This is a genomic window from Paenibacillus sp. JCM 10914 (assembly GCF_001315105.1).
In the GTDB taxonomy this organism is placed as follows: Bacteria; Bacillota; Bacilli; order Paenibacillales; family Paenibacillaceae; genus Paenibacillus_AQ.
Genome location: NZ_BAZR01000001.1, coordinates 211949 through 238148, shown reverse-complemented (window position 1 = coordinate 238148; position 26200 = coordinate 211949). Strand labels below are relative to the sequence as shown.

Annotated in this window: 24 protein-coding genes, 1 other RNA gene and 3 pseudogenes; 1 reads left to right on the top strand and 27 read right to left on the bottom strand. The window is 48.5% G+C overall.

Annotated features, from left to right (window positions below):
* Together JCM10914_RS01090 and JCM10914_RS01085 are read right to left on the bottom strand one after the other, a co-directional pair.
* Complete coding sequence (locus tag JCM10914_RS01090) at window positions 1-225, bottom strand: DUF1540 domain-containing protein (RefSeq protein ID WP_023956376.1); 225 nt, start codon at window positions 223-225, stop codon at window positions 1-3.
* 219 nt (window positions 226-444) lie between these two features.
* Window positions 445-950 (bottom strand): annotated as a pseudogene (locus JCM10914_RS01085) (YpuI family protein).
* Between the two features lie 251 nt (window positions 951-1201).
* On the opposite strand from JCM10914_RS01085, the gene JCM10914_RS01080 reads away from it, so the two are divergent.
* On the top strand, window positions 1202-3124 hold the full coding sequence (locus JCM10914_RS01080; protein WP_023956372.1) for a S8 family peptidase: 1923 nt from the start codon (window positions 1202-1204) through the stop codon (window positions 3122-3124).
* 108 nt (window positions 3125-3232) lie between these two features.
* On the opposite strand, the gene JCM10914_RS29140 is transcribed toward JCM10914_RS01080, so the two are convergent.
* The 25 genes and pseudogenes from JCM10914_RS29140 to JCM10914_RS00970 form a co-directional block, all read right to left on the bottom strand.
* Complete coding sequence (locus JCM10914_RS29140; RefSeq protein ID WP_081739723.1) at window positions 3233-3511, bottom strand: hypothetical protein; 279 nt, start codon at window positions 3509-3511, stop codon at window positions 3233-3235.
* A gap of 187 nt (window positions 3512-3698) precedes the next feature.
* Window positions 3699-4105: RNase P RNA component class A (gene rnpB / locus JCM10914_RS03355), an RNA gene on the bottom strand.
* Between the two features lie 50 nt (window positions 4106-4155).
* Entirely contained in the window at window positions 4156-5271 is a 1116-nt protein-coding gene (locus JCM10914_RS01075) for a Nif3-like dinuclear metal center hexameric protein (protein WP_023956370.1), read from the bottom strand.
* Window positions 5247-6005, bottom strand: a complete 759-nt coding sequence (locus tag JCM10914_RS01070) for a tRNA (adenine(22)-N(1))-methyltransferase TrmK (RefSeq protein WP_023956368.1) — start codon at window positions 6003-6005, stop codon at window positions 5247-5249. The genes JCM10914_RS01075 and JCM10914_RS01070 overlap by 25 nt, the downstream gene beginning before the upstream one ends.
* A gap of 266 nt (window positions 6006-6271) precedes the next feature.
* Window positions 6272-7405 carry an RNA polymerase sigma factor RpoD gene (gene rpoD, locus JCM10914_RS01065; protein WP_023956366.1) on the bottom strand — a complete coding sequence of 378 codons (1134 nt, stop codon included), beginning with the start codon at window positions 7403-7405 and terminating at the stop codon, window positions 6272-6274.
* Between the two features lie 41 nt (window positions 7406-7446).
* The gene (dnaG, locus tag JCM10914_RS01060) at window positions 7447-9264 is read right to left on the bottom strand and encodes a DNA primase (RefSeq protein ID WP_023956364.1); all 1818 of its coding nucleotides are present in this window, start codon (window positions 9262-9264) and stop codon (window positions 7447-7449) included.
* Window positions 9265-9305: 41 nt separating this feature from the next.
* The gene (locus JCM10914_RS01055; RefSeq protein WP_023956362.1) at window positions 9306-9779 is read right to left on the bottom strand and encodes a YaiI/YqxD family protein; all 474 of its coding nucleotides are present in this window, start codon (window positions 9777-9779) and stop codon (window positions 9306-9308) included.
* 232 nt (window positions 9780-10011) lie between these two features.
* Window positions 10012-12086 (bottom strand): annotated as a pseudogene (gene glyS / locus JCM10914_RS01050) (glycine--tRNA ligase subunit beta).
* Window positions 12079-12966, bottom strand: a complete 888-nt coding sequence (glyQ, locus tag JCM10914_RS01045; protein WP_023956356.1) for a glycine--tRNA ligase subunit alpha — start codon at window positions 12964-12966, stop codon at window positions 12079-12081. The pseudogene glyS and the gene glyQ overlap by 8 nt, the downstream one beginning before the upstream one ends.
* Before the next feature lie 369 nt (window positions 12967-13335).
* Window positions 13336-14091 (bottom strand): DNA repair protein RecO, encoded by a 756-nt coding sequence (recO, locus tag JCM10914_RS01040; RefSeq protein ID WP_023956354.1) that lies wholly within the window; start codon window positions 14089-14091, stop codon window positions 13336-13338.
* Between the two features lie 36 nt (window positions 14092-14127).
* The gene (locus JCM10914_RS28200) at window positions 14128-14268 is read right to left on the bottom strand and encodes a YqzL family protein (protein ID WP_081739722.1); all 141 of its coding nucleotides are present in this window, start codon (window positions 14266-14268) and stop codon (window positions 14128-14130) included.
* A gap of 106 nt (window positions 14269-14374) precedes the next feature.
* The gene (gene era, locus JCM10914_RS01035; RefSeq protein ID WP_023956352.1) at window positions 14375-15277 is read right to left on the bottom strand and encodes a GTPase Era; all 903 of its coding nucleotides are present in this window, start codon (window positions 15275-15277) and stop codon (window positions 14375-14377) included.
* A gap of 83 nt (window positions 15278-15360) precedes the next feature.
* Window positions 15361-15768 carry a cytidine deaminase gene (gene cdd, locus JCM10914_RS01030; RefSeq protein ID WP_023956350.1) on the bottom strand — a complete coding sequence of 136 codons (408 nt, stop codon included), beginning with the start codon at window positions 15766-15768 and terminating at the stop codon, window positions 15361-15363.
* A gap of 24 nt (window positions 15769-15792) precedes the next feature.
* Entirely contained in the window at window positions 15793-16176 is a 384-nt protein-coding gene (locus tag JCM10914_RS01025; RefSeq protein WP_036716730.1) for a diacylglycerol kinase family protein, read from the bottom strand.
* Complete coding sequence (gene ybeY / locus JCM10914_RS01020) at window positions 16176-16673, bottom strand: rRNA maturation RNase YbeY (RefSeq protein WP_023956346.1); 498 nt, start codon at window positions 16671-16673, stop codon at window positions 16176-16178. The genes JCM10914_RS01025 and ybeY overlap by 1 nt, the downstream gene beginning before the upstream one ends.
* Before the next feature lie 81 nt (window positions 16674-16754).
* A complete protein-coding gene (locus tag JCM10914_RS01015) occupies window positions 16755-19016 on the bottom strand; it encodes an HD family phosphohydrolase (protein ID WP_023956344.1) in 2262 nt (753 codons plus the stop codon).
* Between the two features lie 14 nt (window positions 19017-19030).
* On the bottom strand, window positions 19031-20002 hold the full coding sequence (locus JCM10914_RS01010; RefSeq protein ID WP_023956342.1) for a PhoH family protein: 972 nt from the start codon (window positions 20000-20002) through the stop codon (window positions 19031-19033).
* A gap of 6 nt (window positions 20003-20008) precedes the next feature.
* Complete coding sequence (gene yqfD, locus JCM10914_RS01005) at window positions 20009-21202, bottom strand: sporulation protein YqfD (protein WP_036716726.1); 1194 nt, start codon at window positions 21200-21202, stop codon at window positions 20009-20011.
* The gene (gene yqfC, locus JCM10914_RS01000) at window positions 21199-21492 is read right to left on the bottom strand and encodes a sporulation protein YqfC (protein WP_023956338.1); all 294 of its coding nucleotides are present in this window, start codon (window positions 21490-21492) and stop codon (window positions 21199-21201) included. The genes yqfD and yqfC overlap by 4 nt, the downstream gene beginning before the upstream one ends.
* A gap of 144 nt (window positions 21493-21636) precedes the next feature.
* Window positions 21637-22197 carry a hypothetical protein gene (locus JCM10914_RS00995; protein WP_023956336.1) on the bottom strand — a complete coding sequence of 187 codons (561 nt, stop codon included), beginning with the start codon at window positions 22195-22197 and terminating at the stop codon, window positions 21637-21639.
* A 26-nt stretch (window positions 22198-22223) separates the two neighbouring features.
* Window positions 22224-23231: a flotillin-like protein FloA gene (floA, locus tag JCM10914_RS00990; RefSeq protein ID WP_023956334.1), complete on the bottom strand. Its 1008-nt coding sequence runs from the start codon at window positions 23229-23231 to the stop codon at window positions 22224-22226.
* 95 nt (window positions 23232-23326) lie between these two features.
* Window positions 23327-24678: pseudogene (locus JCM10914_RS00985) on the bottom strand (nodulation protein NfeD).
* Window positions 24679-24951: 273 nt separating this feature from the next.
* The gene (locus tag JCM10914_RS00980; protein ID WP_023956328.1) at window positions 24952-25392 is read right to left on the bottom strand and encodes a GatB/YqeY domain-containing protein; all 441 of its coding nucleotides are present in this window, start codon (window positions 25390-25392) and stop codon (window positions 24952-24954) included.
* A 17-nt stretch (window positions 25393-25409) separates the two neighbouring features.
* Window positions 25410-25583, bottom strand: coding sequence for a 30S ribosomal protein S21 (gene rpsU, locus JCM10914_RS00975; protein ID WP_005547957.1), 174 nt, complete (start codon window positions 25581-25583; stop codon window positions 25410-25412).
* A gap of 186 nt (window positions 25584-25769) precedes the next feature.
* Window positions 25770-26129 (bottom strand): histidine triad nucleotide-binding protein, encoded by a 360-nt coding sequence (locus tag JCM10914_RS00970; RefSeq protein ID WP_023956326.1) that lies wholly within the window; start codon window positions 26127-26129, stop codon window positions 25770-25772.
* Between the last annotated feature and the right edge of the window lie 71 nt (window positions 26130-26200).

Sequence of the window (26200 nt, the reverse complement as noted above, 5' to 3'; positions counted from 1 at the left end):
TTAAGCCTTCGGTTTAAATGTCAGACAGCACGTCTCAGAAGATTTGTCGGCCGAATCCTGATGGTTATCGGTATAAGCCTCTGCTCCATACTCTTCATTAAGCTTCATATCCGCATGACGATCAATTTCAATCATGATCATGTCAGCATGACAGAAATTCTGTTCTCCCCAGTAATGACAATTGCTTACGCTGCATTTCACAAGTGGTCTGGCTTCGTTGGCCATTTTATCATCACCTCTTCAATATTTTTTCCTTCCTTCACGGACGGTATTCACAGAAAAGCTCTTTTTGCCCTGTTAAGAATAGACAGCACAACAAAAAAGTCGAAGAACGGTAAACTCTCCCGAGTTCCTGTCTTCGACCAATGATTAGCTATAACAAAAAGAAGCTGTTCCCGTAGAAAATTCACATGAGGACAGCTTCCGGTTTCAATTCAATTCGTATTATGCGTGACTACGCTCAGAATGCATGCGACGCTCGGTCAGATAGTCACTCTCGTAATAAGCGAGATCATCCCGCAGTTCTTCATAAATTTTAGTAATATTCATAATGACGTCGCGTGCTGGACGCACAGGCTTCTTACGGAAACGAATCGCGTCTTGTCCTGTATAGCGTAACGGCCATCTTCGGAATAGCTTTCATTCTTCGGATAGAAGAAGTTGTTCACGCTACGGTGATACAGATTATACAAAGCCTTCTCGGCAAAATCGACATCAAAATTAGGGCGACGCTGCACAACACCTAGCTTCTCGTAGGACACCTCAGAAAATACGAGTAAAGTTCGAACATCGGACAGAAACCCTTTGTAGAAGTGCAGGTTCTCTTCATCCTGATCTGGTACCAATTGAGACAAAGCTTGTTCATTCAAAAACGTTTCCATGATTGAAATAGCAGATTTCAACTTTTCTCTGGATTCTGAGCATAATTTCTGAAGATTGTCTGCTGGCATTACGATAAATCCCCCTTAAATGGTCATGACCCTACAGGTTATTAACCTGGAGGTCGGTCTGATTATTACTATCCTATCACAAATAATGGGATAACGAAATCCCTATCATGAATACACTTACAAGGTAATTAGTAGTACATGTCAATTGTGTCATATAGAAGTTCTCTCCAGTTCATTAGAGCGCATAAAAACCAACCTCACTCCCCACGCTAAGACTATTCAAAAAGTTAAGCGCCTGAGGAGGAGAACTTGTGAAATCACGTACACTGTGGAGTATCATTGCCGCCGCTTCCGTTCTTAGCGTGCTCTTGATCTTCATGTTTATCCCTGGATCGAAGCATTCATCCCCCTCTGCGGGACCGTCAAAAGCGATGCCGCCGGAGGCAGAGGATATAGCCAAACAGTATACGATGTCTGGTGATATTCAATTCACCGATAAACTAAATCGTATGGATGCCAAAGATCACCTGGGTCGAATGCTGAATAATGACGCCCTAAGGAATCAGAAACAAATCAAGATGTATGCCGCGAAAGAACAGAAATCACATCATCACTTCGAGCAAGTCCGCTGGTTCAACCTTAAACAGAATAAGATGGTTGACATTCGCGGTCCACTACCGCGGATGGGTAAGGATGACAAGAAGCTGATACAGCAGCATTTTCAAACCGCTCAGCAGCAATTGCGCCGAGGCAAAACGTATGACTCGCCTAAATTCGATGCCGCCGGACAGCCATATTTTGTAGTCTCGGCGATTTCAGATGATGGGCAATACGGTGCGGCTGCGCTAGTCAACCAAGCTGTATTGCAGAAGGTCAGTCAGCACCAGAAACGTAATTTGCGTCTTATCCCTTATCCGAAAGAGGGGAAATTCCGTGTTGAATCGATTCATGCTGATACGCTGAAAGACATTACTGTCAAGACTGGACATGATAATGAAAAAGCGAGTCATTTCTACGAAAATGAGATCGTGGTATCTTTTCAAAAAGAGCCGACAGAGCAACAGCTCCTGCAAATCACGCGTGATGTTGCGGCAAGCACCCCGCGCAAGCTCGGTTATGCTTACGTATTTCACTCCAAGAGCATGGATTACAAGCAGTTGCAGGCTTACTTTGCACAACAATGGACAACGAAATATGCTGAACCCCACTATATTTATTTAACCAATGACCGTATGAATCAATCCTCCAAATCGTCTGGCACGGTATCTAACGGGGCTGATGCCCAAGTCAATATTCCCAATGACCTGCTGTTCACGGAATATCAGTGGAACCTGCCGATTACCGAGACGAACAGGGGCTGGGACCTTTCCAAGGGCAGTGAGGATGTTGTTGTAGCCGTTATTGATACCGGTGTCGATCTTGAACATACAGACCTTGCAGGTCAATTCGTCGAGGGCTACAACGTCGTTGACAAAGAAAAACAACCTTTGGACGACGTTGGCCACGGGACGCATGTTGCTGGCATTATTGCCGCACTTGTGAATAATGGAGAAGGCGTAGCCGGTGTCAGTTGGTATAATAAAATCATGCCAATCAAAGCGTTGGACGGAACCGGTTCAGGAACGACTTACGCCGTTGCGGAAGGTATCATATGGGCCGCCGATCATGGAGCCAAAGTAATCAATATGAGCCTTGGCAATTATGCGGACTCACAGTTTTTGCATGATGCCGTACGATATGCTTATGATCGTGACGTCGTCCTTGTTGCCGCATCGGGTAATGACAATACCGAGCGACCGGGCTATCCTGCCGCCTATCCTGAAGTGCTGGCTGTTGCAGCAACGGATTCGGATCTCAAGCGAGCGGAATATTCCAACTTCGGAGATTATATTGATATAGCTGCACCCGGCACGAACATTGCCAGCACCTTCCCAGGGAATCAATATGCTGCTCTGTCAGGCACTTCGATGGCCAGCCCCCATGCAGCCGCCATGGCCGGGCTAATCCGCTCTCTGAATCCTGAACTAAGCAATGAAGAGGTTATGGACGCCATGATTAATCAGGCCGTGGATCTTGGCGCCAAAGGGAAAGATAAATATTATGGACATGGGCAAATCGATATTTACCAGTCGTTGAACGAAGTCAACAACCGGCAAGTTCCACTGCAATTATGGCCCGGGCATGTACTGCGCCGTCTGGAGAATGAGCTTCGCAAAGCAAATTCAAACCAGTAGGACTAGGGCGTAACCCAGATAAGTGAGGTAGCAAAAACAAGCAGCGTCCACCAATCGGTGGAGGCTGCTTTTCTATTGGGCCGTTGAACAAGATGTTTGTTCGTCAGCTTATTTGCGGCGAGAACGTGTTGTACGTGACGCACGCTTCTTTGATGATTTGCCAGATACCAACACGCCGCCAGGTCCCCCAACACCGCCGATAACTTCTTCTTCACTGTACGTGTAAATGTGCTGTTCAACAGGTACACAGTGTACTTTATCCACTACTTTGATCGGATGAATAACAGGTACGATTTGCGGAACGAAATGGTCTCTTATAACAACGATGGGATCACATACAATAGGCGAAACGTGAGGACACGGATTTTGATTGCAACCGCAGGACATATTAACATCTCCTTTCTGTGATGATTATAGCTTATTATCGGGAAGGGCAAATGGTATGGACGATTGTCCGTAAGAAAAATATCTATTCGCGAATCAATGCCCTAAATAAAATGAACGCGTATTCTTATCCTTCCGATAACGAAAGAATAAAAATACGCGTTCATATGCGTTGCGATTGTTGTACAGTTGGGAAAGCCTTACGTAAGCCGGGTTCTGTGCTCTTCGTGGTCATAACGGGAACTACCCTGCCACCATAAGCGACAATCATCTATCTAGGCCAATCATTGCTGATCGGCTCAAGCGACCAACCCAGACGCGCCTCGGGCAAAGGCTGTCTCTTCTAGAGAGACTGCGTCCCATTAGGTCTTGCTCCAAGTGGGGTTTACCAGGAACGAAGTCACCAGCGTTCCTCGGGGTCTCTTACACCTCGGTTCCATCCTTGCCTGTGCCGCTATGAGGCGGCCATCGGCGGTCCATTTCTGTGGCACTATCCTTCAACTCGCGCTGACTGGACGTTATCCAGCACCCTGCCCTACGGAGCCCGGACTTTCCTCTCGCGGCTTTGACACCGCCAGCGATTGTCTGTCAAACTTTCCGGACAACACTATATATTATAGCTTGATTTTCGCTTCCGTACAAGCGATTTACCTAAACGTAAACGGCTCGGTATTGATCTGTGACGGCACTACCTTGGTGGCATACTTGTGTTCCTCAAGTTTTTGCTGCATCCATTCAGCGACTTTCACCTTCATAATTTTCTCGGCATTATGTCCAGGATCAATGATCGTGAGCCCTGCGGCCAAAGCGTCCTGTGCTGTATGATAATCTACGTCTCCTGTAATCAGTACATCGGCTCCGCGGAAGATCGCCTTGTTCATGTAGCGTCCACCAGAACCGCCGATGACAGCTGCTTTACGGATCGTACGGTCCAGGTCACCCACGACTCGGACGGATGGTACATCCAGCTTGTCCTTAACCACATTCACCAGTTCTCCCAGCGACATCGACTGCTTTAGCACACCCACTCGTCCGAGTCCAAGCGATCTCCCCTTCAAATCCATAGCGTACAGATCATAAGCGACTTCTTCATACGGATGCGCCTTAAGCATAGCCTGAACCACTTTATTCCGGACCGTATGTGGTACAATGGTCTCGATTCGAACCTCGTTAGCACGCTCCATACGGCCTTCCTTGCCTTGATACGGGCTGCTGCCCTCTCTAGGCACATAAGTCCCGAAACCCTCAATATTAAAGCTGCAGTGGCTGTAATTGCCGATCCAGCCCGCCCCGGCATTCAGTACCGCATCCAGTACCTCTTGATGGTGACTCTTCGGTACGAACACCACCAACTTCGATAACTGTTCATTATGCATATCATGAATCGGAATCGTCTGCTCAATTTCAAGCGCCTCAGCCATCCAATCATTCATGCCGCCTTCCGTAACATCGAGATTCGTATGACTCACATATACCGCGATATCGTGTTTTATAAGCTTTTCATATACTTTTCCCATCGGCGTATCAGTCTGGAGCTGCTTCAGCGGTCGATAAATGATGGCATGATGGGCGATGATTAGATCTGCTCCGAGCTGTATCGCTTCATCTACAACCTCCTCATTCACATCCAATGCAACGAGTACCGTCTGAATCTCCTTCTGAAGCGTCCCGAGCTGCAGACCGATCCGGTCATCGGGCTCGGCTACATGCTTCGGTGCCAGTTGCTCCATGTACTGAATTACGGTTTGTCCTTTGGCAAGCATGCCAACACCTCCTGTATAAATTGTATATCTGCTTGTATCTCCTTTGCCTTACCAGCGGCCGAAGATAGTTCTGACCGTGACAAAGATTGAAGAATAACGTTCAGTTTCTCAATTTCCGATTTCCACTTCTCGTGGAATACATTGCTTGGATGCTGTGTCAGCCAGGGACCAAGACGCAGCTGCCATTCTGTGGACAATTCAATGTCGCCAGCAATGACACGCGGGGCATACACTTGTTCGCTCGTCATCACTGCCTGGTTCGAAGGTTCTGCGACCAATATCTCGTAAATCTTCCCATCCTCCTTAAGAATGAGCTCGCTTAACAGCACCCAGCCATTCGCCAAGAGCCATCTTCGCAAAATATCCTCACCGACGTTCGGCTGTAACACAAGCCTGCACACGCCCGCTAATTTGTCACGCCCCCGCTCCAGAATCGCTGCGATCAGGCTTCCGCCCATGCCGGCTATCGTAATCACATTCGCATCGCCTGGTTCTAGTACATCCAGACCGTCCCCTTTACGGACATCGATCACCTCGGTCATGCCCGACTCCTGCACCTGCTTGAGGGCCGCATCATAAGGACCTGCATTTACCTCGCCGGCTATGGCGCTTACAGCTGCTCCTGACTCTACGGCGGCTACCGGCAGCAACGCATGGTCGGAGCCAATATCCGCCAACCGGCTGCCTTGTGGAATTTGCTCTAATATTCGGGTCAATCTGCTTGATAATTTCACATTCGACACACCTTACCATTCGATATTTTCACCAATGGAACAACCTATCCATTACCCTAACAAACCCTTATTCAAACTGCAAATATCATCTCAGTTCCTTCATTGTTTGGACTCATCGATTTGCATTGGATTTGGAAAAGAGCTAAAATAAAGACCAATACAACAAATGCAGGTAATTATGTAAGAATCAAGAAGCTTGGTCCATTCGCCGCCATAATGAAAAAAGGACCTTGCTGCCATAAACAGCAGAAGGCCCGCCAATCACACTATTCGAGAAAATCCTTTAACCGCTTGCTGCGGCTAGGATGGCGAAGTTTGCGGAGTGCTTTCGCTTCAATCTGGCGAATACGTTCGCGGGTTACGCCGAACACTTTACCTACTTCTTCAAGCGTTCTTGTTCTGCCGTCATCCAGGCCAAATCGCAACCTAAGCACATTCTCTTCACGCTCTGTCAGCGTATCGAGTACGTCTTCCAACTGTTCCTTCAGAAGTTCATAAGCGGCTGCATCTGCTGGAGCAAGTGCTTCTTGATCTTCGATGAAATCGCCAAGGTGAGAGTCATCTTCCTCGCCGATCGGGGTTTCAAGCGAGACCGGTTCTTGAGCAATCTTCATAATCTCCCGGACCTTCTCAACGCTCAGTTCCATCTCGGCTGCAATTTCTTCTGGCGAAGGTTCACGTCCTAGCTCCTGCAGCAACTGTCTGGATACACGAATCAATTTATTGATTGTCTCCACCATATGCACCGGAATCCGAATGGTACGCGCTTGGTCTGCAATGGCACGTGTAATGGCCTGACGAATCCACCAGGTCGCGTACGTACTGAATTTGAAGCCTTTTTTGTAATCAAATTTCTCTACGGCCTTAATCAATCCCATATTACCTTCTTGAATCAAGTCCAGGAACAGCATGCCACGACCGACATAACGCTTGGCGATACTCACAACGAGACGCAGGTTCGCTTCAGCCAAACGACGCTTCGCTTCCTCATCTCCCTGCTCAATCCGATTCGCCAATTCAATCTCGTCATCTGCCGATAACAATGGAACACGGCCAATCTCCTTCAGATACATCCGGACAGGATCATTGATCTTGATTCCCGGCGGCAACGACAAGTCATCGTCAAAGCCAAAATCCTCATTCTCATGATTCTCCCCATGTTCTCCTGCTTGCCGATGGGTGCCCTCATCGTCATTCTCGTTTACGACATCGATCCCATGGTCAGCAAGCTGCTCATAGAATTCATCCATCTGCTCCGTATCCTGATCGAAAGGCGATAACTTCTCCATGATATCTTTATAGCTCAATACGGATCTCTTTTTACCCTGTTCAATCAATTGATCCTTGACTTGATCCAGCGTAAATTCCGTTTCTATTTCAGTATGCTGATCATTCGCCATCTTTCGACTCCCTCCTCCCTAGAACACAACAATGTGCGGAATCATTGTCGTTCTAGGGCGATAATCTCGCTTGCAATTTGAGCGGCTCGCATGAAATCACCCGAGCGCTCTGCATTCATCATTTCTTCCTTCTTCTGATTAATCTCTCGTTGCTGCGGAAACTTCTGCACTTCACGTATGCAATCATCAAGCACTTGAACATTCCACTCCGTCGGTGCCTCCATCATCATAATGGAGCTTACGGTCTTCTCTAGTCGGTCATCTTGTAGGGATGACATAAAACGGCTAATATCCGGAGACTTGCCCTGTGCATAAAAAGCATATAGATAAGCAGCAATCGCCGCATGATCTTCAATATTAAATGCTTCCCCCAGGCGATCACCTACGTATCGCGCGGCTTCCGCATCCTGCAGCATCAGCGACAGCAGACGCCGTTCAGCAGCATGGTAAGCGGGTAGTAAAACCGGGGCGGGCTGTCGCCCTTTTTTATGCCTACCATTATTCCACCTATTTTCCTTATTATCCCCATCCTGCATCTTTTTTTGCACGGACTGCCGAATGAGATTGCAATCCTGCTTAAGGCTTTCATAGGAGAGATGGAGTTCAGAGGATAATTCCCGCAAATAAACCTCACGTTCCGTAGAGGAATTTAAAGCAGCGATTATCGGCAATGCTTCCTTGGCATATGCGATCTTACCATCTTCTTCTAGCAGTATATGGTTTTTCTTCAGATATATAAGTCTAAATTTTGTAGTTGAAACAGCGGTCTCCACCATATGTCTGAAACGATCGGCACCGAATTTCCGAATATAGTCGTCCGGATCCATACCTTCGGGTACCAGTGCGATTCTGACCTTTAACCCTACGTCCTCCAACATCGGAATAACCTTCATCGCTGCATTCATCCCGGCCCTGTCGCCATCATAGATAACGACGATTTCCTCCGCCAGGGACTTCATGATGGCGATTTGATTCTCCGTAAGAGAAGTTCCCATCGTTGCCACACCGTTCTGAAACCCAGCTTCCCATGACGAGATTACATCTCCGTAGCCTTCAAACAACAGGATTTGACGTAATTTGCGTATGGATGTCTTCGCCTGGTGCAGGTTGTACAATGTGCGGCTTTTATTAAATAAAAGGGTCTCCGGGGAATTCAAGTACTTCGGTTGACCTTCTCCCAGTATTCTTCCGGCGAAGGCAATCACTTTGCCGCTGCGATCATGAAGCGGAAACATGACGCGTCTGCGAAATCGATCGAGATATCCGTTCTGATCATTCTTGGCGGACAATAAACCGCCCTGCTCCATCTCTCTCAGATCAAAGGATCGCTTATCCAGGAACTTCACCAAGGTGTCCCATTGCTCGGGTGCATAACCGATCTGGAACTGGTCAATCAACTTGTCATTGATTCCACGTGCACGCAGATACTTCATTGCCTCGATGCCGTGCTCTGTATTCTTCAACAAGTAATGATACAGCTTGGCACTCAACTCATGGGCTTCAAATAAACGTTCTTTCTCCGGATTTCGAGGAATTACGGGTAACCCTTGTCCTTCCGGTAACGAGATATCATTCTCTTCCGCCATGGTCTTAACAGCTTCGGGGAAGGAAAAACCTTCGATTTCCATTCTGAATTTAATGGCATTACCGCCCTTGCCGCAACCATAACAGTAAAAAATCTGGCGTTCCGGTGTAACCGTAAAGGAAGGGGTCTTCTCCGAATGAAAAGGGCATAAGCCCTTTAGATACTTCCCCTGTTTGGTAAGATGTACGTATTTGCTGACTGTGTCCACAATATCGCTCTTGGCCAGAACCGCTTCAATGACATCATCCGGAATATTGCCTTGTCCGGTACTCATCCAAACCACCTTCATCTCTTTTGGCACGTAAATAGTATTCGCTACGGGTGTACATTCTCCTGCAATTCATGCAAAAGTTTTGTCAGTTTATGTTGAAAAAACCTCCGGTCTTCCTCAAGCAGCTTCTTGGGCCCTTTACCGTATCTTCCTTGCTTTCGGGCTTTAGCCTGATGGTGGCGGGAATCAAGCATGAAATCGATATCCCCATTGTGGAAAATACGTCCGCGAAAGGATATTACATGGCATGATTTGGCAAGCGCAAGTGCAGCTAACCCATAATCCTGCGTAACCACGATATCCCCTTTGGAAATATGATTCGCAATGTACAAATCCGCACTCTGATCGCTTCGGTCCACTTGAATCGTGGACACACCTTCCTCGGCCCGCAGCAAGTGATCGTAGGACGATACAAGCAGCACCGGTACACGGAACGTACGAGCAGTCTCGGCAATTTCCTGTTTAACCGGACATGCATCCCCGTCAACCACGATCGTAAAGGAATTGTCTTCGTTCATTCACATCACCGGCTCTATCTGTAATCTTGGTTTATTCTTATGCTGTATATTATTATATACGTCTTTGACAGAATAAAATCCTGCTTCCGAAATAAACAGTGCCCCGGGATTGCTTGCTCTAACTCGGCAGGTATATATTCACAGCAAAAGCGCCATCCCGTGTAGAACACGAAGAACAACGCTTTGCCTGAAAACAATCCATTATACCATTTTAACAACGACGCTGTCGATACTACATTACCAATTTGGAAAAGTCCGCATACCGCTTCAGATCGACATCGATCCCGGACAGCAACGCCAGCCGATTCGTCCGAACGGCCTCGTCCTCAGACATAACCATAACGGAATCGAAGAATCCGGTTATTGGCGCCTTCAGTCCGCTCAACAAGGACAACGAACGTTCGGCATCCCCTGACTCCAGAGCTGTCTGGTAATCATCACGAATGTCATTCCAGGCTTGATATAGCTCACCTTCCTGACTTTCGGTGAACAATGCCGAATTCACAGCGGCTTTCCCCGCTTTGGATGCCAAATTGCTGACCCGGTTAAAGGATTCGACGGTCGTCTTGAAATCTTCGCTATGGCCCACAGCTTGCATTAGCGCTTGACCACGCGCAACGACGGATATCACATGATCAAATCCGGCGGAGATTACAGCATCCACAACGTCATAACGCTGATCCTCGGACAACAGCTTTTTCACGCGCAGCGCGAAGAAATCAAGCAGATCTTTGCGGATTTCACTAGCCAGTCGCTTCAACCCGCGGATGTCCTCATGTACCGCAAGAGCAATGCCGAACACTTCCGACAAGGTAATGGGCAGCTTATGTTCCAGCATAATCTGTACTATCCCCGCTGCCTGGCGACGAAGCGCGTACGGATCTTGAGAACCGGTCGGAATGATGCCGATCGAGAAACAACCGACAATGGTATCGATCTTATCGGCAATGCTGACAATTGAGCCGGCTTGCGTGGAAGGCACGGCATCGCCGGAAAAGCGAGGTTGGTAATGCTCGAACACAGCTTTCGCCACTTCTTCCTTCTCGCCTGCTTTTCGTGCGTAATCTTCGCCCATAACGCCTTGCAGCTCTGGAAACTCATATACCATCTGCGTGACCAGATCAAATTTGCAAATATCGGCAGCACGACTCACACTGTCAGCTGCATCTGCCGAAACCGCCAGCTTCGCTGACAACTGATCCGAGATCCGACGGATGCGGCGGACTTTGTCACCGATCGTGCCAAGCTCCTCATGGAACACGATGCTTTCAAGTTTGGAAAGTGCATCCTTGATCTGCAGCTTCTGGTCTTCCTCGTAGAAGAACTTGGCATCAGACAGTCTCGCGCGAAGCACTTTCTCGTTGCCTCTGGCAATGACATCCAGCGAACGACTGTCTCCGCTTCGAACGGTCACGAAGTACGGAAGCAGTTGGCCTTGTTTATCCAAAACAGGGAAATATCGTTGATGTTCACGCATCGATGTGATCAGTACGTCCTGTGGAATGTTCAAGAATGAAGCGTCAAACGTTCCGTATAACACCGTCGGCGTCTCTACCAGGAACAATACTTCCTCCAGCAGATCGTCCTTAATGGCGATGTTCCAATCTTGTTCTTGAGCAAGAGCTGGATCTGCGACACGATCATCTCCTGACGTTCGTTCACGTCGACGATGACGTGCTGAGCACGCAGCACTTCACGGTATGCAGAGGCTTCGCCTACGACCGCTTCTCCCCCAAGGAATCGATGACCGCGAGTAATATTACCGGCTTTGACGCCCGTAATTTCGAGATCAACGATTTCATCTCCCAGCAGCGCAACCAGCCACTTGATGGGACGAACGAATTTGAATTCGTGCGCGCCCCAACGCATATTTTTCGGAAAGGTCATGGACGTCAGAATACCGAGCAGCCCTTCGGATAGAATGGACTTCGTCTCCACCCCTACGCTATTCTTCGTCACGTATATATATTCAACGCCGCCCAGTTCTTTGAAAGTAAACGTCTCGGGATCCACGCCTTGACTGCGTGCAAAACCAAGCGCAGCCTTGCTCCATCCTCCGTTCTCATCCAGTGCGATCTTGCGTGAAGGACCCTTTACTTCCTCACTTACGTCCTCTTGTTTGACTGCGACCTGCTGCACCATAACCGCCAGACGACGAGGTGTCGCATATGCCGTTACTTCGCCATGAGCAATTCTGGAAGCCTCGAGCCATTTAACGAGTTTATCCTGTAGCTGATCCATCGCAGCGCGAAGAAATCTAGCTGGTACTTCTTCTAGACCGATCTCGAATAATAAATCCTTAGACATCGTCAGCGCCCCCTTTCTTAATCAACGGGAAGCCAAGCTTCTCGCGCTCCTCCAAATAGGTCGCCGCCACCTGGCGGGCCAGATTCCGTACACGCATAATATATCCTGTTCTTTCGGTTACACTAATCGCTCCTCTAGCATCCAACAGATTAAAGGTATGGGAGCATTTCAGCACATAATCGTAGGCCGGGAAGACGAGATTTTGGTTCATCGCTTTGTTGGCTTCTTCCTCATACATGTTGAACAGTGTGAACAGCATCTTGACGTCCGACACTTCAAACGTATATTTCGAATGTTCAAACTCCGGCTGGTGGAATACATCCCCATACGTAATTCCGTTTACCCACTCCAGATCAAATACGTTCTCTTTGTCCTGGATGTAGGAAGCCAGGCGCTCCATACCGTACGTAATCTCAACGGCCACCGGATTGGCATCAATACCGCCTACTTGCTGGAAATACGTAAACTGTGTAATCTCCATACCATCAAGCCATACTTCCCAGCCAAGCCCCCAGGCACCGAGCGTCGGTGCTTCCCAGTTGTCCTCAACGAAGCGAATATCATGATCCAATGGATCGATGCCCAGCCTCTTCAGACTCTCGAGATACAGTTCCTGGATGTTGTCTGGCGACGGCTTCAGAATGACTTGAAATTGATGATGCTGATACAGACGGTTCGGGTTCTCACCGTAACGTCCGTCCGCAGGTCTGCGGGAAGGTTCGACATACGCTACATTCCAAGGCTCGGGTCCGATCGAACGCAAGTACGTCATCGGGTTCATCGTGCCGGCGCCTTTTTCCGTGTCATACGGCTGGACGATGATACAATTTTGTTCTGCCCAGAACTGCTGCAGCGTCAAAATCATCTGTTGAAAATTCATGATTTTAGCTCCTTTACTCTCGCTTTTTGTAAGATAGACAACATGAATCCGGTCTCTGTACAACAAAAAAAGCCCTCGCCCTACGTCTGTTGTACAGACATAGGGACGAGAGCTTGTCAGCTTCCCGCGGTTCCACCCTACTTGGCTCCGTCCTTGTCGCTTTAGACAAGCTGTAACAGAACCCACTTTATCGTCTCATCATGCTCCAGGGTGCCATGTTCATGAATCTCCTCCACCGGACTTCCACCATCACCGGCTCGCTATATCTAGGATCGAAATTCATTACTTTCCCGTTCAACGCATGTTAAAATCCCAAACATCCACTTACTCATAAACTGATAAATATAATACCTCATTCTATAGCTGACGTCAAATGTCGTACTTGTCCATCTGATCAAGGAAATTTTGCGATTTCAGCCGCAAACCCAGCTGCATGTCCATCAAAGCCCGCATCACATGTTTCAGTTCGGAACGCGTCTCATCCTTAACATCCACATTGCCGAGCCTTCGCAGGTCCAGCTTGCCGAATAACCGCAACAGCTTCAGCGTCCTCAACGAGACCGACAAGGCCGGCGGATCTAAGTGCTTACAGTACCGGCACAGCACACCGCCAAGGCGAGGGCTTACCAGCATGTCCTCATCCCTCCGCTCTTGATTGCAGGAGATGCATACGTGAAGTTCCGGCCCATAGCCCGCAGCTTGCAGGATCTTCATCTCGTATAGGTTGATGATAATCTGTGGATCTTTGTCCTCCTGAATCGCCTCCAGACAAGCGTTCAACTGATGAAACCAAAAAGCGCCCGTCTCCTCATCTTGCAGCACCCGATCCAAGAGCTCGCAAGCGTAAGAAGCATAGGCCGCTTTCATAAGGTCCTCCCGCAACAGATGATGCGAGGCGATAATCTCTCCAGCATTCAGTGTACCTAGTCCTGTCCCGTTACGAAAAAAAACATACTCTCCATATGTAAACAGCTGAGTCAGAGCAGCATGTCGGCTTTTCACCTTCTTAGCTCCTCTGACCAGCACTCCTACCTTACCCGACTCCTTGGTGCAAAGCGTAATGATTTTGTTGCCCTCTCCGTAGTCCATGCTGCGGATAACGATCCCTTCCGCCCGATGTAGCATGCATTCTCCCCCAACCATTCCTGGAACAACCAATAATCACTCGTCTTCTTCATGCAGGGCCGCCTCATCATCTGCGGATACAGCTGTAAGAACCGTCTCACCCTCGGCTTCTTTATACAGCAAATAAGCATCGACATCTCCAGTCATTGCAAAATACTTCCACGAAAAATCTCGCATTCGTATTCATCCTTTCTTCGGAAATGACGTCTGCATCTACGAAAATAGGATGTGCGCTCAGCGTTATTTTATGAAATGCAATTGTTGGCAAGAGGCTGTAACCCTGTCATTCACCTCGATGAAATCCCAGGTCCCGAAGAACACGATCTTGATTGCGCCAGTCTTTTTTCACTTTTACCCATAATTCCAAAAATATCTTCGAGCCCAGCAGGCGTTGTATATCCTGCCTCGCCTGCTTGCCAACCTCCTTCAGCAAAGCGCCTTGCTTGCCGATGATAATCCCCTTCTGAGAGTCACGCTCTACGAAGATGACAGCAGAGATGTAGACTGTCCCATTCTCCTCTACCTTCATGTCTTCAATCGTAACTGCGATGGAGTGTGGCACTTCTTCTCGGGTCATGTGCAGAATCTTCTCGCGAATCAGCTCAGCGCATACGAACTGTTCCGGATGATCCGTAATTTGATCCTCTGGATAATACTGAGGTCCAGGTGGCAAGTATTTCTGGATCTGATCAAGGAGCGTATTCACGTTGCTGCCCAGCTTGGCGGAGATCGGAACGATCTCTGCAAATTCATGAAGCTTCCGGTAGTCTTCGATCAGAGGCAGCAAAGCCTGCGGCTCGATCTTGTCGATCTTATTCATAACCAGCATGACAGGTGTTTTGATCTTCTTCAGTTGTTCGGCTATATAGCGGTCACCGCCACCGATCCCCTCCGAAGCATCCACTAGGAACAGCGCTGCTTCCACCTCGCCAAGCGTACCGAGAGCAGTCTGATTCATGTAATCCCCAAGCTTGGATTGACGCTTATGAATGCCCGGCGTATCCAGAAAGACGACCTGGGAGTTTTCAGTCGTGTAAACCCCGTGTATTTTGTTACGTGTCGTCTGCGGTTTATCCGACATGATCGCGATTTTCTGGCCGATCACCTGGTTCATTAGCGTCGACTTTCCTACGTTCGGCCTGCCGATTATAGCGACGAACCCCGATTTATATTGTTTCTTCTGCATACCATTCCTCCGCTACTATAACTGTAAATACTAAGTTGTGTTGTATTTATTATTAATAAACGCTCTTGCCGTAACTTAAAACATCAGTTCTGCTTCAAATCCCAAGGGCCAAACGATTCGGGAAGAAGGTCCTTAACTGTTGTCTCCAGAATATCGCCCTTGAGATTACCCATAATGACCGGCATGTCCGGCTTACACAGCTCTACCATCACTTGCCGACACACCCCGCAAGGTGTACATGGGCCATCGGTATCAGCCACAATCGCGATCGCTTGGAAACTCCCAGCTTCGTGGCCATCGGCAATGGCACGGAATAACGCTGTGCGCTCGGCACAATTCGTCGGCCCATACGCCGCGTTCTCCACGTTGCAACCATAATGTACTTCCCCTTTAGAATCTACCAGTGCGGCACCCACGCCAAACTTGGAATATGGGATATAGGCACGCATACGCGCTTTAATTGCTTCTTGTATCAATAGCCCTGCATCCATCGTTTGTTACCCCTCTCTTCTGCATCAGTTGATCCAAGCATGAATCCATCCATATACCGGTTTGCCAAACACAATCAACCCCACAATGATAGCGAATACCGCTGCAACAAGCGCTGCACCGGCCGCTGTATCCTTCGCCACTCGGGCTAGCGGATGTTCTTCAAGTGATATGAAATCAATGACGGCTTCTACGGACGTATTCACGAGTTCCGTGATCAGCACAAGTGCGACGGCAAGCAATAAGAACAACCAGTCCATACGTTCTAATTGCAGCAAAGCTGCTGCGATGAATACGATCAAAGCAGCAGCGATGTGAATTTTCATATTACGTTCTGTACGCACTGCGGTCCAAATGCCAGTTATAGCATAACCAAACGCCTTGAACAACGAGTGTCTATGCGGCTTCACTATCTTGTCAGCCCGACTTCAGCGAGCACCGCTTCCTGCTTGCCCATCATCTCGGCTTCACTGGCCTCATCCTGATGGTCATAGCCCAGCAGATGCAGAAATCCATGCACGAAGAGAAAGCCAAGTTCACGCTCAAGCGAGTGCCCGTATTCCTCACTCTGCAATTTTGCGCGCGGAACGGAAATGATAATATCCCCCAGAACATCAGGGACGTTCTCCAGTTCTTCCCCTTCTTCCAACTCATAAATGATCTCCAACTCATCGTTGGTTATTTCATTCATCGCGAAAGACAGGACATCCGTCGGCCGATCAATTCCCCGGTACTCCAGGTTCAATTCATGGATTTGCTCGTCACTGACAAAGGTAAGATCGACCTCGCCTTCGGTAACACCTTCAGTCTCTCCCGCTTTTTGAAGTATCGCTTCGAGCAGGGTAATCAGATCCTCCCGAATCTGAAAATCGTCTTGCTCGTTATTCCACGTCAGCTGCAAGCTCATTCCATTACGCTCCTTCTAATGTTCTTCCCATGTGAAACCTTACGATTATTCATCAAACCAGCTCGACGAAAGCCAAAACCACTATTCCGCAGAATTCTCCTCCGATGGCGCCGGAGTCGGTTTAGGGCGCTTCACATCCTCAGGATACTCGATCCTCGAGTGGAAAATACCCATGACGGATTCCTTCAACGTTCTGGCTACAATATCCAGTTCCTTCATTGTCAGATCACATTCATTGAATTGCTGGTCATCAAGGCGGCCTTTGATAATCTTCTCGATCATCGATTCAACCTGTTCCACAGTTGGCTTCCGCAGCGAACGAACAGCAGCTTCAACACTGTCGGCGATTCCGACAATAGCCGATTCCTTGGACTGGGCCTTCGGACCATGGTAACGGAAATCATCTTCGGTGAAATCAGGCTCTATGCCTTGTTCCTCCGCTTGTCTAACCGCTTTGTGATAGAAATAGTGCAGGAACGTAGTACCATGATGCTGCTCTGCTATATCCCGGATCGGCTTCGGCAGCTTATACTCCTTCAGCATCTCCACACCATCTCTAGCATGTGCAACAATTATCGATTTGCTCAGCTTAGGCTCGATCGAGTCATGCGGATTCTCCATGTTGTTCTGATTCTCGATGAAATAAATCGGTCGTTTGGTCTTCCCGATGTCATGATAATAAGAACCTACACGGCATAAGAGACCGTTCGCTCCGATCGCTTCCGCCGAAGCTTCCGACAGATTACCGACCATGACGCTATGGTGATACGTGCCAGGCGTCTCCGTTAGCAGCTTGCGCAGCAATGGATGGTTAGGATTCGATAGTTCGACCAGCTTCAGCGCCGAGAGAATGCCGAACGTGACTTCGAAGAACGGCATTAACCCGATTACCAGAATGGCCGTGAGCAGTCCGCCGGCTATTGCGAATCCGACAGAATATAATGTATCGGTTGTCGTCCAAGATTCGTTGTTAATCAACAGCATGATGAATACGGTCAATGCACCGAATAAGGAAGCCATGATACCAGCCTTCAGCATCGTTGATCGCTGGCTTGCCCGATGGATCGAGAAGATCGCCACACATGACGTTATTGCCGCGAACAGACCGAACTCGAAATTGAACATCCCGCCTTGAACGTTCAGGATGACACTTGCCAATATACTGAATATGATGACGCTGAAATAGGCCAGCGACATGTCTAACAGCAAAGTAACCAGTATGGCTCCAATCGCCACAGGGGCCACGTAACCGATATATTCCTGCGCTTCGCTCTGCAGCAAGCCGGCCAAGTGCATCGCAATTAGGGTTATGACGTAGATCAACAACAGCATTAACAGCTGAGAGTTGTTGTACTTGAATTTTGCCGGATCGGATTGACGGATAAACATCAGGATTCCTAGAGATAACAGCATGGATAACAGGAGGACTCCGAACTCAGGCCAGTAGTTAACATCGCTCTTCAGCAAGCCGTTCTTGCCAAGAAGCTCATACATCTCCGGAGTAATAACCTGGCCTTTGGCAACAAGGATATCCCCTTGCTTGATAAAGACCGGTGATGTGCTCTCTCTAGCTTCCACTTTGGCATCCTTAGTCGCCATCTCATCCCTGAATTTATTCGCCGTAATCGAAAGCTTAATCAGTTCAGTGACCACTTCCCGAGCGGTTCGATCATCCAATGAACTGCCATTTACACTGCTCGCAACCTGGCTTCGAACCGATTCAGCATCTACAATCTCATTTTGCATCAGTCTCGATACGATCTCTCTGGCCGTCGACTTCATCTGAGGGATGTCCTCGGAGTTCAAGCGTACGATCTTGATGAAGATCTCTGGCGGTATCGAATAGGACTGCTCATCGGTCACGCGTTGAATTTCTTCAAGCAATTCTTGCGAGAACGCTTCATTCGTGCTGTTGGCCGATACGTAGTTCCGCACGAAATTTTGCACCCGCAGCGGTATTTCATCGCGGAGAATCTCCGCTTTCTGCGTAGAAGAGATATCATCCTGCAAGTTCAAATTCTCGATTCGATCCAAGATCTGCGTAATAAGCACATCGTTGCGAATCGGTGCCTTGGTGAAGACGGTCTGAACACGTTCAGCTGCTTCTTCCTGTGCTTTCAACGTGGCCTTACTGTCCTCAATCTGCGCAGGCGCCACGATATTCTTCTCGCTTCTTGCATTTACCTGAATATCGTAACGTTCAGGTACAAGCTCCGATGCTAGACTCATATAAAAAAGCAAGGCAAGCAACAAAAACAGAATATAGCGTGTTCCCACGCTATATTTCCATCCGCTGTTCTTACCCGATATGGACTTGTCCGTCGATGGTTCTTTGGAGGCCATTGCGACAATCCCCTTTAAACTTGGTTTTCTGCTGCTTTATCATAAGCGACGATGATTTTTTGAACTAAAGAGTGCCGTACAACATCCTGTTCTGCAAAATACACAAAGCCGATATCCTCTATACCGCTTAATATCGATTTAGCTTCGATTAGTCCTGATTTCTTGCCCTTAGGCAAGTCAATTTGGGTAACATCCCCTGTAATGACCATCTTTGAGCCGAAGCCAAGCCGCGTCAGGAACATCTTCATCTGCTCCGGTGTCGTGTTCTGTGCTTCGTCAAGAATAATAAAGGAATCGTCCAGTGTACGTCCCCGCATGTAGGCGAGCGGCGCAATCTCGATCAATCCCCGCTCCAGCGCCTTCGCTGTCTGGTCAGGTCCCATTACATCGTATAACGCATCGTAAAGGGGTCTAAGGTAGGGATCCACTTTCTCCTGAAGGTCACCGGGAAGAAAGCCCAGGCTTTCTCCTGCTTCGACCGCAGGACGGGTGAGTATAATACGTTTAACAGAACCTTCTTTAAGCGCTGCAACGGCCAGTACCACCGCCAGGTAAGTCTTGCCGGTTCCGGCAGGGCCAATCCCGAAGACAATATCCCGCTTCTTGATTGTGGTAACATAATGTTTCTGACCGATGGTCTTAACGCGAATCGGTTTGCCTTTAAACGTTGTCGTAATTTCGCCTTTATAAAGATCAAGCAATTGATCGGCTCTCAAATCCTTGGCAAGTTCAACAGCGTAGAGAATGTCTCGCTCAGTTAATAAATAACCATTGCGTACAAGCTGTAACAGCACATCAAACAACTGTTGCAGACTCTCCACATTCCGCCCCTCGCCACGGATCGAAATGACCTCTTCACGCGTAACGATCGTGGCCGGGATTTCTTTCTCAATCAATTTAAGAAATGTATCTTGCGGTCCGAACAATGCCAGACCCTCTGACGCGCTCTGAAGTAAAATGGATGTGCCAGTCGTTTGTTGTGACAAATAGCCTCATTCTCCTTGATTGTATACTATGGGAAGTTCTTTTGCGATGGTCTCCTCCACCTCAAAAAGCACTTTCATATAAACTTTACCATTCTCTTTCTTATCATGCAAAATTTTTTGGCTTACAAACCTCGAATCAGCACCATATTTTGCTAAAATATCCCGCCTTGCGCCTTCGATCCCTTCTCTTCTCGCCTGCTCCTCACTAATTGTTCGCTTCACCTCGGAAACCTCCATCACCTTCTCCGTCATCCAACCAATCGGAAGAGCACGGGTGCGCCAAGTCAGGGGATCATAATACGTCAATGTCTCTTGCTGGCTAAAGGGAATGTCTCCATAACCCCATAATTGTACAGCGCGATCGCCGAATACAAGATAAGACCGCTTCTTACCTTCCCCCGTATAGATTTTATGGGTCTTAACGAGCGGCACTTCTATGTCGTATTCATGCCATACAAGGCCCTTAACTTCACCTTTGGCCACCACTCTCTCCGAGTGCTCCTCATCCCCTAGCACACCGGAAATCAGCACATCTCCTTTTTTGACACGGGTGTTCACTCCGACTTTAGGGACCCCCTTCTCCGCATAAATGTGAGTGACAACCGCATCCCGCATACTAATTAGATGTCGAGGACTCTGAAGCGGCGGTTTCTTAGGTACAGAGGCTTCTACAAGTTGTATACGTATTTGGGTACCGCTGCGTTCCACTCCCACCCAGGAAGTTCCCTTTAGCCTCGCGGTGAGGTTTGCCGATAGCTTGTCCATCGAATCCAGTCTGAATATCCATTGATACGGATAGATTCCCTCCTGCTTCGCAGCGTCCATCACATCTTCGGATGGGATGGTCTCATTCCCCACCACTTCCACATCCCAGATCATGGAGGACAGAGCCATAAGAATGGCAAAAAACAACACAACACCGCTCACGAATGCTTTTCGCTTCAATAATCGATTCAGCTTAAACGGAGCACCATGGCGCTCCTTAATTCGCGTGAGGCAGCCTGTCCGTCTCAGGAGCGGGCGAAGCCCCCTGAAATCCTTCAGCAGCAGTTTCAGTTCGGCTGATGATGCTCCCGTCTTTTTAACATCCCAAACCGGGATTCCCGCTTCAGCCGTTGCGTTGATAAATGCTTCTACCTGCTCACCGCGGACAGTGAGCGTTAAATATCCCCGAAGGTTGATCATAGTGGGAATCTTCACGGTTTCTCCCCCGTTCCTATGTATTGAATATTGTGAATGGTGCCAATGATTGTCACTTCATTGCTCTGAATCGCTTGAATCGCAAGCTGTGAGCCAGATATGGCGAGCTCACCCTGCGTTAAGGACAACACAAGTCGTTCTTCGGAAAAATGCCGGACACCTCGATGATTCTCCACATGCAGCTCTTGATTGCCAATCAGGGTCAACCGCGGCATATCAAATAACAGATCCTGTGGCAAATCAAGCATTTCCTGGGTCCATTTCTGCAGCTTGCGGCTGATGCGGGACATATGAAGACGTTCCCCCTTCCTGTACTGTACACCATATGCCCTGAGCGACTGTTTTATGAGATGAAATGCAAAAAGACCGCACCGTCATAACATGACGGTTACGGTCTTCATATTGAGCCCTTAGGTTAGGCCCGGTTGGGTTGTTTATCTCCTTGGATTCATGCCACGTCTGGAACGAGGTGCTCCAAGTATCTCCGACCAAATAATGCCCTTACGGGCTTCAGCAGCCAGATACGAGTTGTTGCGTCTTGATACTTCTTCTTCTTCACTAACCCGGACGACGGTCTCCGGTATATCGATCGTCATGCGATTTAATTGCGCATGAATACGATCAAGCTCAGACTGAAGCATTTTCATTCTATGATCCATGTTATCCGTCGATTCGGCCATTTCTATCGCAAGTGTGGTTCGGCTGTTCCGCTCTGGATGCTCCAGCGAATACCCGTTTCCGCTTGGAACCCCCTCATCGCTCCAGTCCCGCGATTTGTCTTGACGGGGCTCCGGTCTGGCTGATTGTACAGGCTCAGATTGCGATTCATTCCGTCGCTGCTGTTCCTCCCTTGCTCTGCGCTCTTGATCACCGCCGAAGGAAGGCATGCGCGAGGGCTTGCCTTCCCCATTTTTCTTACCGCTTCTGCCAAGAGCCGAGATGATGAAGAAGCCAATAACAGCTACAATGTAAAAGTTGTTAATTAACCATTCCATTGCCGGCTCACCTCAACTTCTACTTGTTATTTTTTGGAGTTACCATCTCCGGAATTGTCATTATTCTCACCCATCTTACCTAGCGAACCTCTCATGGAAGTATCCGCTTCAATGTTCTTAAAATTCATGTAATCCATCACACCAAGCTGTCCGCTGCGGAGAGCTTCTGCCATAGCAAGTGGAACCTCGGACTCGGATTCCACAACGCGTGCTCTCATTTCCACGACTTTAGCTTTCATCTCTTGCTCTTGTGCAACCGCCATCGCACGGCGTTCCTCGGCTTTCGCTTGCGCAATACGCTTGTCAGCCTCTGCTTGCTCGGTCTGCAGGTATGCACCGATGTTCTTACCTACATCCACGTCCGCGATATCGATGGACAGGATTTCGAATGCCGTCCCCGCATCCAAACCTTTGGAAAGAACGGTTCTTGAGATGGAATCCGGGTTTTCCAGTACGTCTTTATGCGAATTACTGGAACCAACCGTGGTAACGATACCTTCGCCGACCCGGGCAATGATTGTCTCTTCACCAGCACCACCGACCAAGCGGTCAATGTTCGCACGTACGGTAACGCGTGCTTTAACTTTAACCTCAATCCCGTCTTTGGCAACAGCTGCAACGGTAGGCGTTTCGATAACCCGCGGGTTAACGCTCATCTGTACGGCTTGCAGCACGTCACGGCCTGCAAGGTCGATCGCAGCTGCACGCTCGAACTCGAGCGGGATGTTCGCACGCTGGGCGGCGATCAAGGCATTCACGACGCGGTCAACGTTACCGCCTGCCAGATAGTGACTTTCTAGCTGGTTGATATTCAATCCAAGTCCTGCCTTGGTCGCCTTGATGAGCGGATTGACGATCCGGCTCGGCGTTACGCGCCGCAGGCGCATCGCAACCAATGTGATGATGCCGATGCGAACGCCGGAAGCGATCGCAGAAATCCAGAGCATAACTGGGAAGAAGCTGAAAAATACGCTAAGTACTATGATCGCTACGACCCCGATCAAAAGTATCGTAACCAAAGTGCTATCAAACATCTGTACTTCACCCTCCAATAATCAATGTTTTATTCCTATTCGTGATGGCGCTTTCGTAGCTCCGCCTTCCATACTACACGTTTCCACGCTCAAATTCACCCTATTTCTTCCTCTACCACGATTCTCGTTCCATCGGTCTTGATGACGCGCACCGGTTTGCCGGAATCAATGAAACCGCCGAGCGTAACGACATCCAGTCTGCGCCCTTCCAATTCCATGGTACCTGATGGTCTAAGCGGAGTGAGTGCCACTCCAGTCAACCCGATCAGCACATCACGATCTTCGATCGGAATATATCCTTGCTCGCGGGTAAGGCTCTCGCTGAGGATAAACCTTCGCCACACCCCGCGTTCCTTGAAGACCAGTGCAACGACGATGATTGCGACCAGCGCAGAGGCTGATGCGATCCCAAGCGACAGAGCGACATGAGAGGTGCTATAGGCTGCCCTCACAACACCGGCAATCAAACTGATGGCTCCGATAATGCCAAGGATCCCAAAACTTGGCACGAACAGTTCGATTGCCAACATCACGAGACCGATAATAAACAACAGCCATGTCTCCCAGCCGGCAAATCCGGCAACGTAATTACCGAAGAAATACAGAATGAATGAGGCCACGCCCAATATTCCAGGTACGCCGAATCCCGGTACGATGACTTCAATAATGACGCCAGCGATCCCCAGGAATAACAGCAAGGTCATCACGCCGGGATGAGTCAGAAAGGAAGCCAATTTCTCGGAAAAAGTCGGTTGCATGTGGAACACATCTTGATTCGAGTAATCCATCCAGCGATCACTTCATTCGTGCTGCCCGCAATGATATCCGCATACCCCGTCTTCAGCGCCTCATCCGCAGTTAATGAGATGATCTGACCAGGTTGCTTCGTGATGCCGATCTCCGGCATCTCTACCGTTTCGTTAATATCCGCCATACCCTTGGCGATGTTTGCGTTACGACCGGATGATTCCGCTGCGCTAGCCATGGTCGTTTTCCACCAAGATATCAGTTTGGCATCCTCTATCGGATTCCCACGCCCATCAACCATCGCTGCGGCTCCGATCATGCTGCCGGATGACATGGCGATCTTGTTCGCATTCAGCGCGATATAGGCGCCGGCCGAGGCGGCATCACCCGTGACGTAGGCAACAACCGGAACAGGACTGTTCTTAATCAGAGTTGCGATTTCTCCAGCCGAATCCACCCGGCCACCTGGCGTATCGATTTCCAGCACGATCAAGCCGGCGGACATCTCCTCGGCTTCCTTGAAACCACGCTCCATGAAACTCGTTAGCCCGCGTTCAATCTGCTGCTTGACCGGAATAACGTAGACGGAACCTTCGTTAGCGGCTGCAGCAGGCTGAACCGGGACGAGGTACATTCCCATTGTGATCAACATGAAAACGATCGCTGCCGCCCATTTATGAACTCGCTTTAGTCTGCTCATCTTTTTCTCCCTCCTTTTCTACTTAGTTACCTCAAAACCATTACCCAAATCAGGGCAACAAGGCGCAAATTGAGGTAGCACTGCCATAAACATATGTATTACATAGTCCTCATATGGTAGTTATTACGGATCAGAATGGATTTCGTTTCAAAAAGTATGCCCAATGCAAGAAAAAAATTAGCGGGAAACGTTGGTTATCCGCATTCTTCACAAATATCGCCATAATAAAAGAAAAAACATCCCTTGCATGCAAGGGATGTTTCACTTATGTGGTTACAGAAATTGTTGAACAACTTGATTGACAAGCTTCCCGTCTGCACGCCCTTTAATCTTGGGCATGAGTGCGCTCATTACCTTTCCCATTTCGGCTTTTGAAGAAGCACCGGTTTCCTGGATGGTCTGCTGTACAATGACTTTAATTTCTTCTTCAGTAAGCTGCTCCGGGAGGTAGGCGCTAAGGAGCTCAATTTCTGCTTTTGCATCGGCGGCAAGATCGTCGCGTCCAGCTTTTTCAAATTCTTGGAGGGCATCTTTGCGCTGTTTGATTTCACGACTAAAAATATCAAGCACTTCGTTGTCATCCAAACTTCGTTTCAAATCTATTTCAAGATTTTTTATCGTCGAACGAACCATGCGGATCGTTGAGAGTTTGAACTTGTCCTTACTCTTCATAGCTTGCTTCATATCTTCGTTCAATCGTTCGCTAAGATTCATGCGTTCTTCAAATCCTCCTAAAACTTTCTCTTACGAGCAGCCTCGGACTTTTTCTTGCGCTTTACGCTTGGCTTTTCATAATGCTTACGTTTCTTCACTTCAGCCAATACACCATCTTTAGCGATGGAACGCTTGAAGCGACGAAGTGCAGCATCAATTGTCTCGTTTTTGCGAACTTTAGTTTCAGACACCAGTTTTCCCTCCCTCCGACCAGACCGTCCAAGAGCAATAACACGGTTCATCAAACTTCATTATAGGGCAAAAGGAAATAGGGTGTCAACCTAGACAGCCTATTTTACGGCCGCTTGCAGACAAGAACTTCCTCATGATCCATGATTCCTAATTGAATCCAGCATACTTCTTGTAAGAATGGAAAATTATGCGTGTTCTGGAGAAATGCCGGTCAAAGCACCCAGACGTTTTCCTCCCATGAGATGATAATGCAAGTGGAATACCGTCTGCATCCCGTCCTTGCCGCAATTATTGATGAGACGATACCCACTTTCGTCAATACCCAGCTTCGCGGCCGCTTCCTTGGCTGCCTTATGCATCTCGCCAATCAAGAGTAAATCCTCGTCCTCAATATCATTCATCGAAGCAATATGCTTCTTCGGGATGACCAACACGTGAACCGGTGCCTCCGGGTTAATATTCTGGAATACCAGCACCTTGTCATTCTCCAGCACCTTCGTCGAAGGAAGATCGCCTTCGATAATTTTACAAAACAGACAATCCATTTGCACATTCCCCTCTCATCTCGTTCTTCATGCACTCATCATATAAAAATTGCGATATCTCGTCCATCTTT

What these genes read in the sequence shown, in the direction of transcription:
- JCM10914_RS01090 (WP_023956376.1), bottom strand. Translation starts at nt 225, where the DNA reads ATGGCCAACGAAGCCAGACCACTTGTGAAATGCAGCGTAAGCAATTGT.
- JCM10914_RS29140 (WP_081739723.1), bottom strand. Translation starts at nt 3,511, where the DNA reads ATGTCCTGCGGTTGCAATCAAAATCCGTGTCCTCACGTTTCGCCTATT.
- JCM10914_RS01075 (WP_023956370.1), bottom strand. Translation starts at nt 5,271, where the DNA reads ATGCTTGCCAAAGGACAAACCGTAATTCAGTACATGGAGCAACTGGCA.
- rpoD (WP_023956366.1), bottom strand. Translation starts at nt 7,405, where the DNA reads ATGGCGAATGATCAGCATACTGAAATAGAAACGGAATTTACGCTGGAT.
- dnaG (WP_023956364.1), bottom strand. Translation starts at nt 9,264, where the DNA reads ATGAGTACCGGACAAGGCAATATTCCGGATGATGTCATTGAAGCGGTT.
- JCM10914_RS01055 (WP_023956362.1), bottom strand. Translation starts at nt 9,779, where the DNA reads ATGAACGAAGACAATTCCTTTACGATCGTGGTTGACGGGGATGCATGT.
- glyQ (WP_023956356.1), bottom strand. Translation starts at nt 12,966, where the DNA reads ATGAATTTTCAACAGATGATTTTGACGCTGCAGCAGTTCTGGGCAGAA.
- recO (WP_023956354.1), bottom strand. Translation starts at nt 14,091, where the DNA reads ATGCTACATCGGGCGGAAGGGATCGTTATCCGCAGCATGGACTACGGA.
- JCM10914_RS28200 (WP_081739722.1), bottom strand. Translation starts at nt 14,268, where the DNA reads ATGCGAGATTTTTCGTGGAAGTATTTTGCAATGACTGGAGATGTCGAT.
- era (WP_023956352.1), bottom strand. Translation starts at nt 15,277, where the DNA reads ATGCAGAAGAAACAATATAAATCGGGGTTCGTCGCTATAATCGGCAGG.
- cdd (WP_023956350.1), bottom strand. Translation starts at nt 15,768, where the DNA reads ATGGATGCAGGGCTATTGATACAAGAAGCAATTAAAGCGCGTATGCGT.
- ybeY (WP_023956346.1), bottom strand. Translation starts at nt 16,673, where the DNA reads ATGAGCTTGCAGCTGACGTGGAATAACGAGCAAGACGATTTTCAGATT.
- JCM10914_RS01015 (WP_023956344.1), bottom strand. Translation starts at nt 19,016, where the DNA reads ATGGCCTCCAAAGAACCATCGACGGACAAGTCCATATCGGGTAAGAAC.
- yqfC (WP_023956338.1), bottom strand. Translation starts at nt 21,492, where the DNA reads ATGTCCCGCATCAGCCGCAAGCTGCAGAAATGGACCCAGGAAATGCTT.
- JCM10914_RS00995 (WP_023956336.1), bottom strand. Translation starts at nt 22,197, where the DNA reads ATGGAATGGTTAATTAACAACTTTTACATTGTAGCTGTTATTGGCTTC.
- floA (WP_023956334.1), bottom strand. Translation starts at nt 23,231, where the DNA reads ATGTTTGATAGCACTTTGGTTACGATACTTTTGATCGGGGTCGTAGCG.
- JCM10914_RS00980 (WP_023956328.1), bottom strand. Translation starts at nt 25,392, where the DNA reads ATGAATCTTAGCGAACGATTGAACGAAGATATGAAGCAAGCTATGAAG.
- JCM10914_RS00970 (WP_023956326.1), bottom strand. Translation starts at nt 26,129, where the DNA reads ATGGATTGTCTGTTTTGTAAAATTATCGAAGGCGATCTTCCTTCGACG.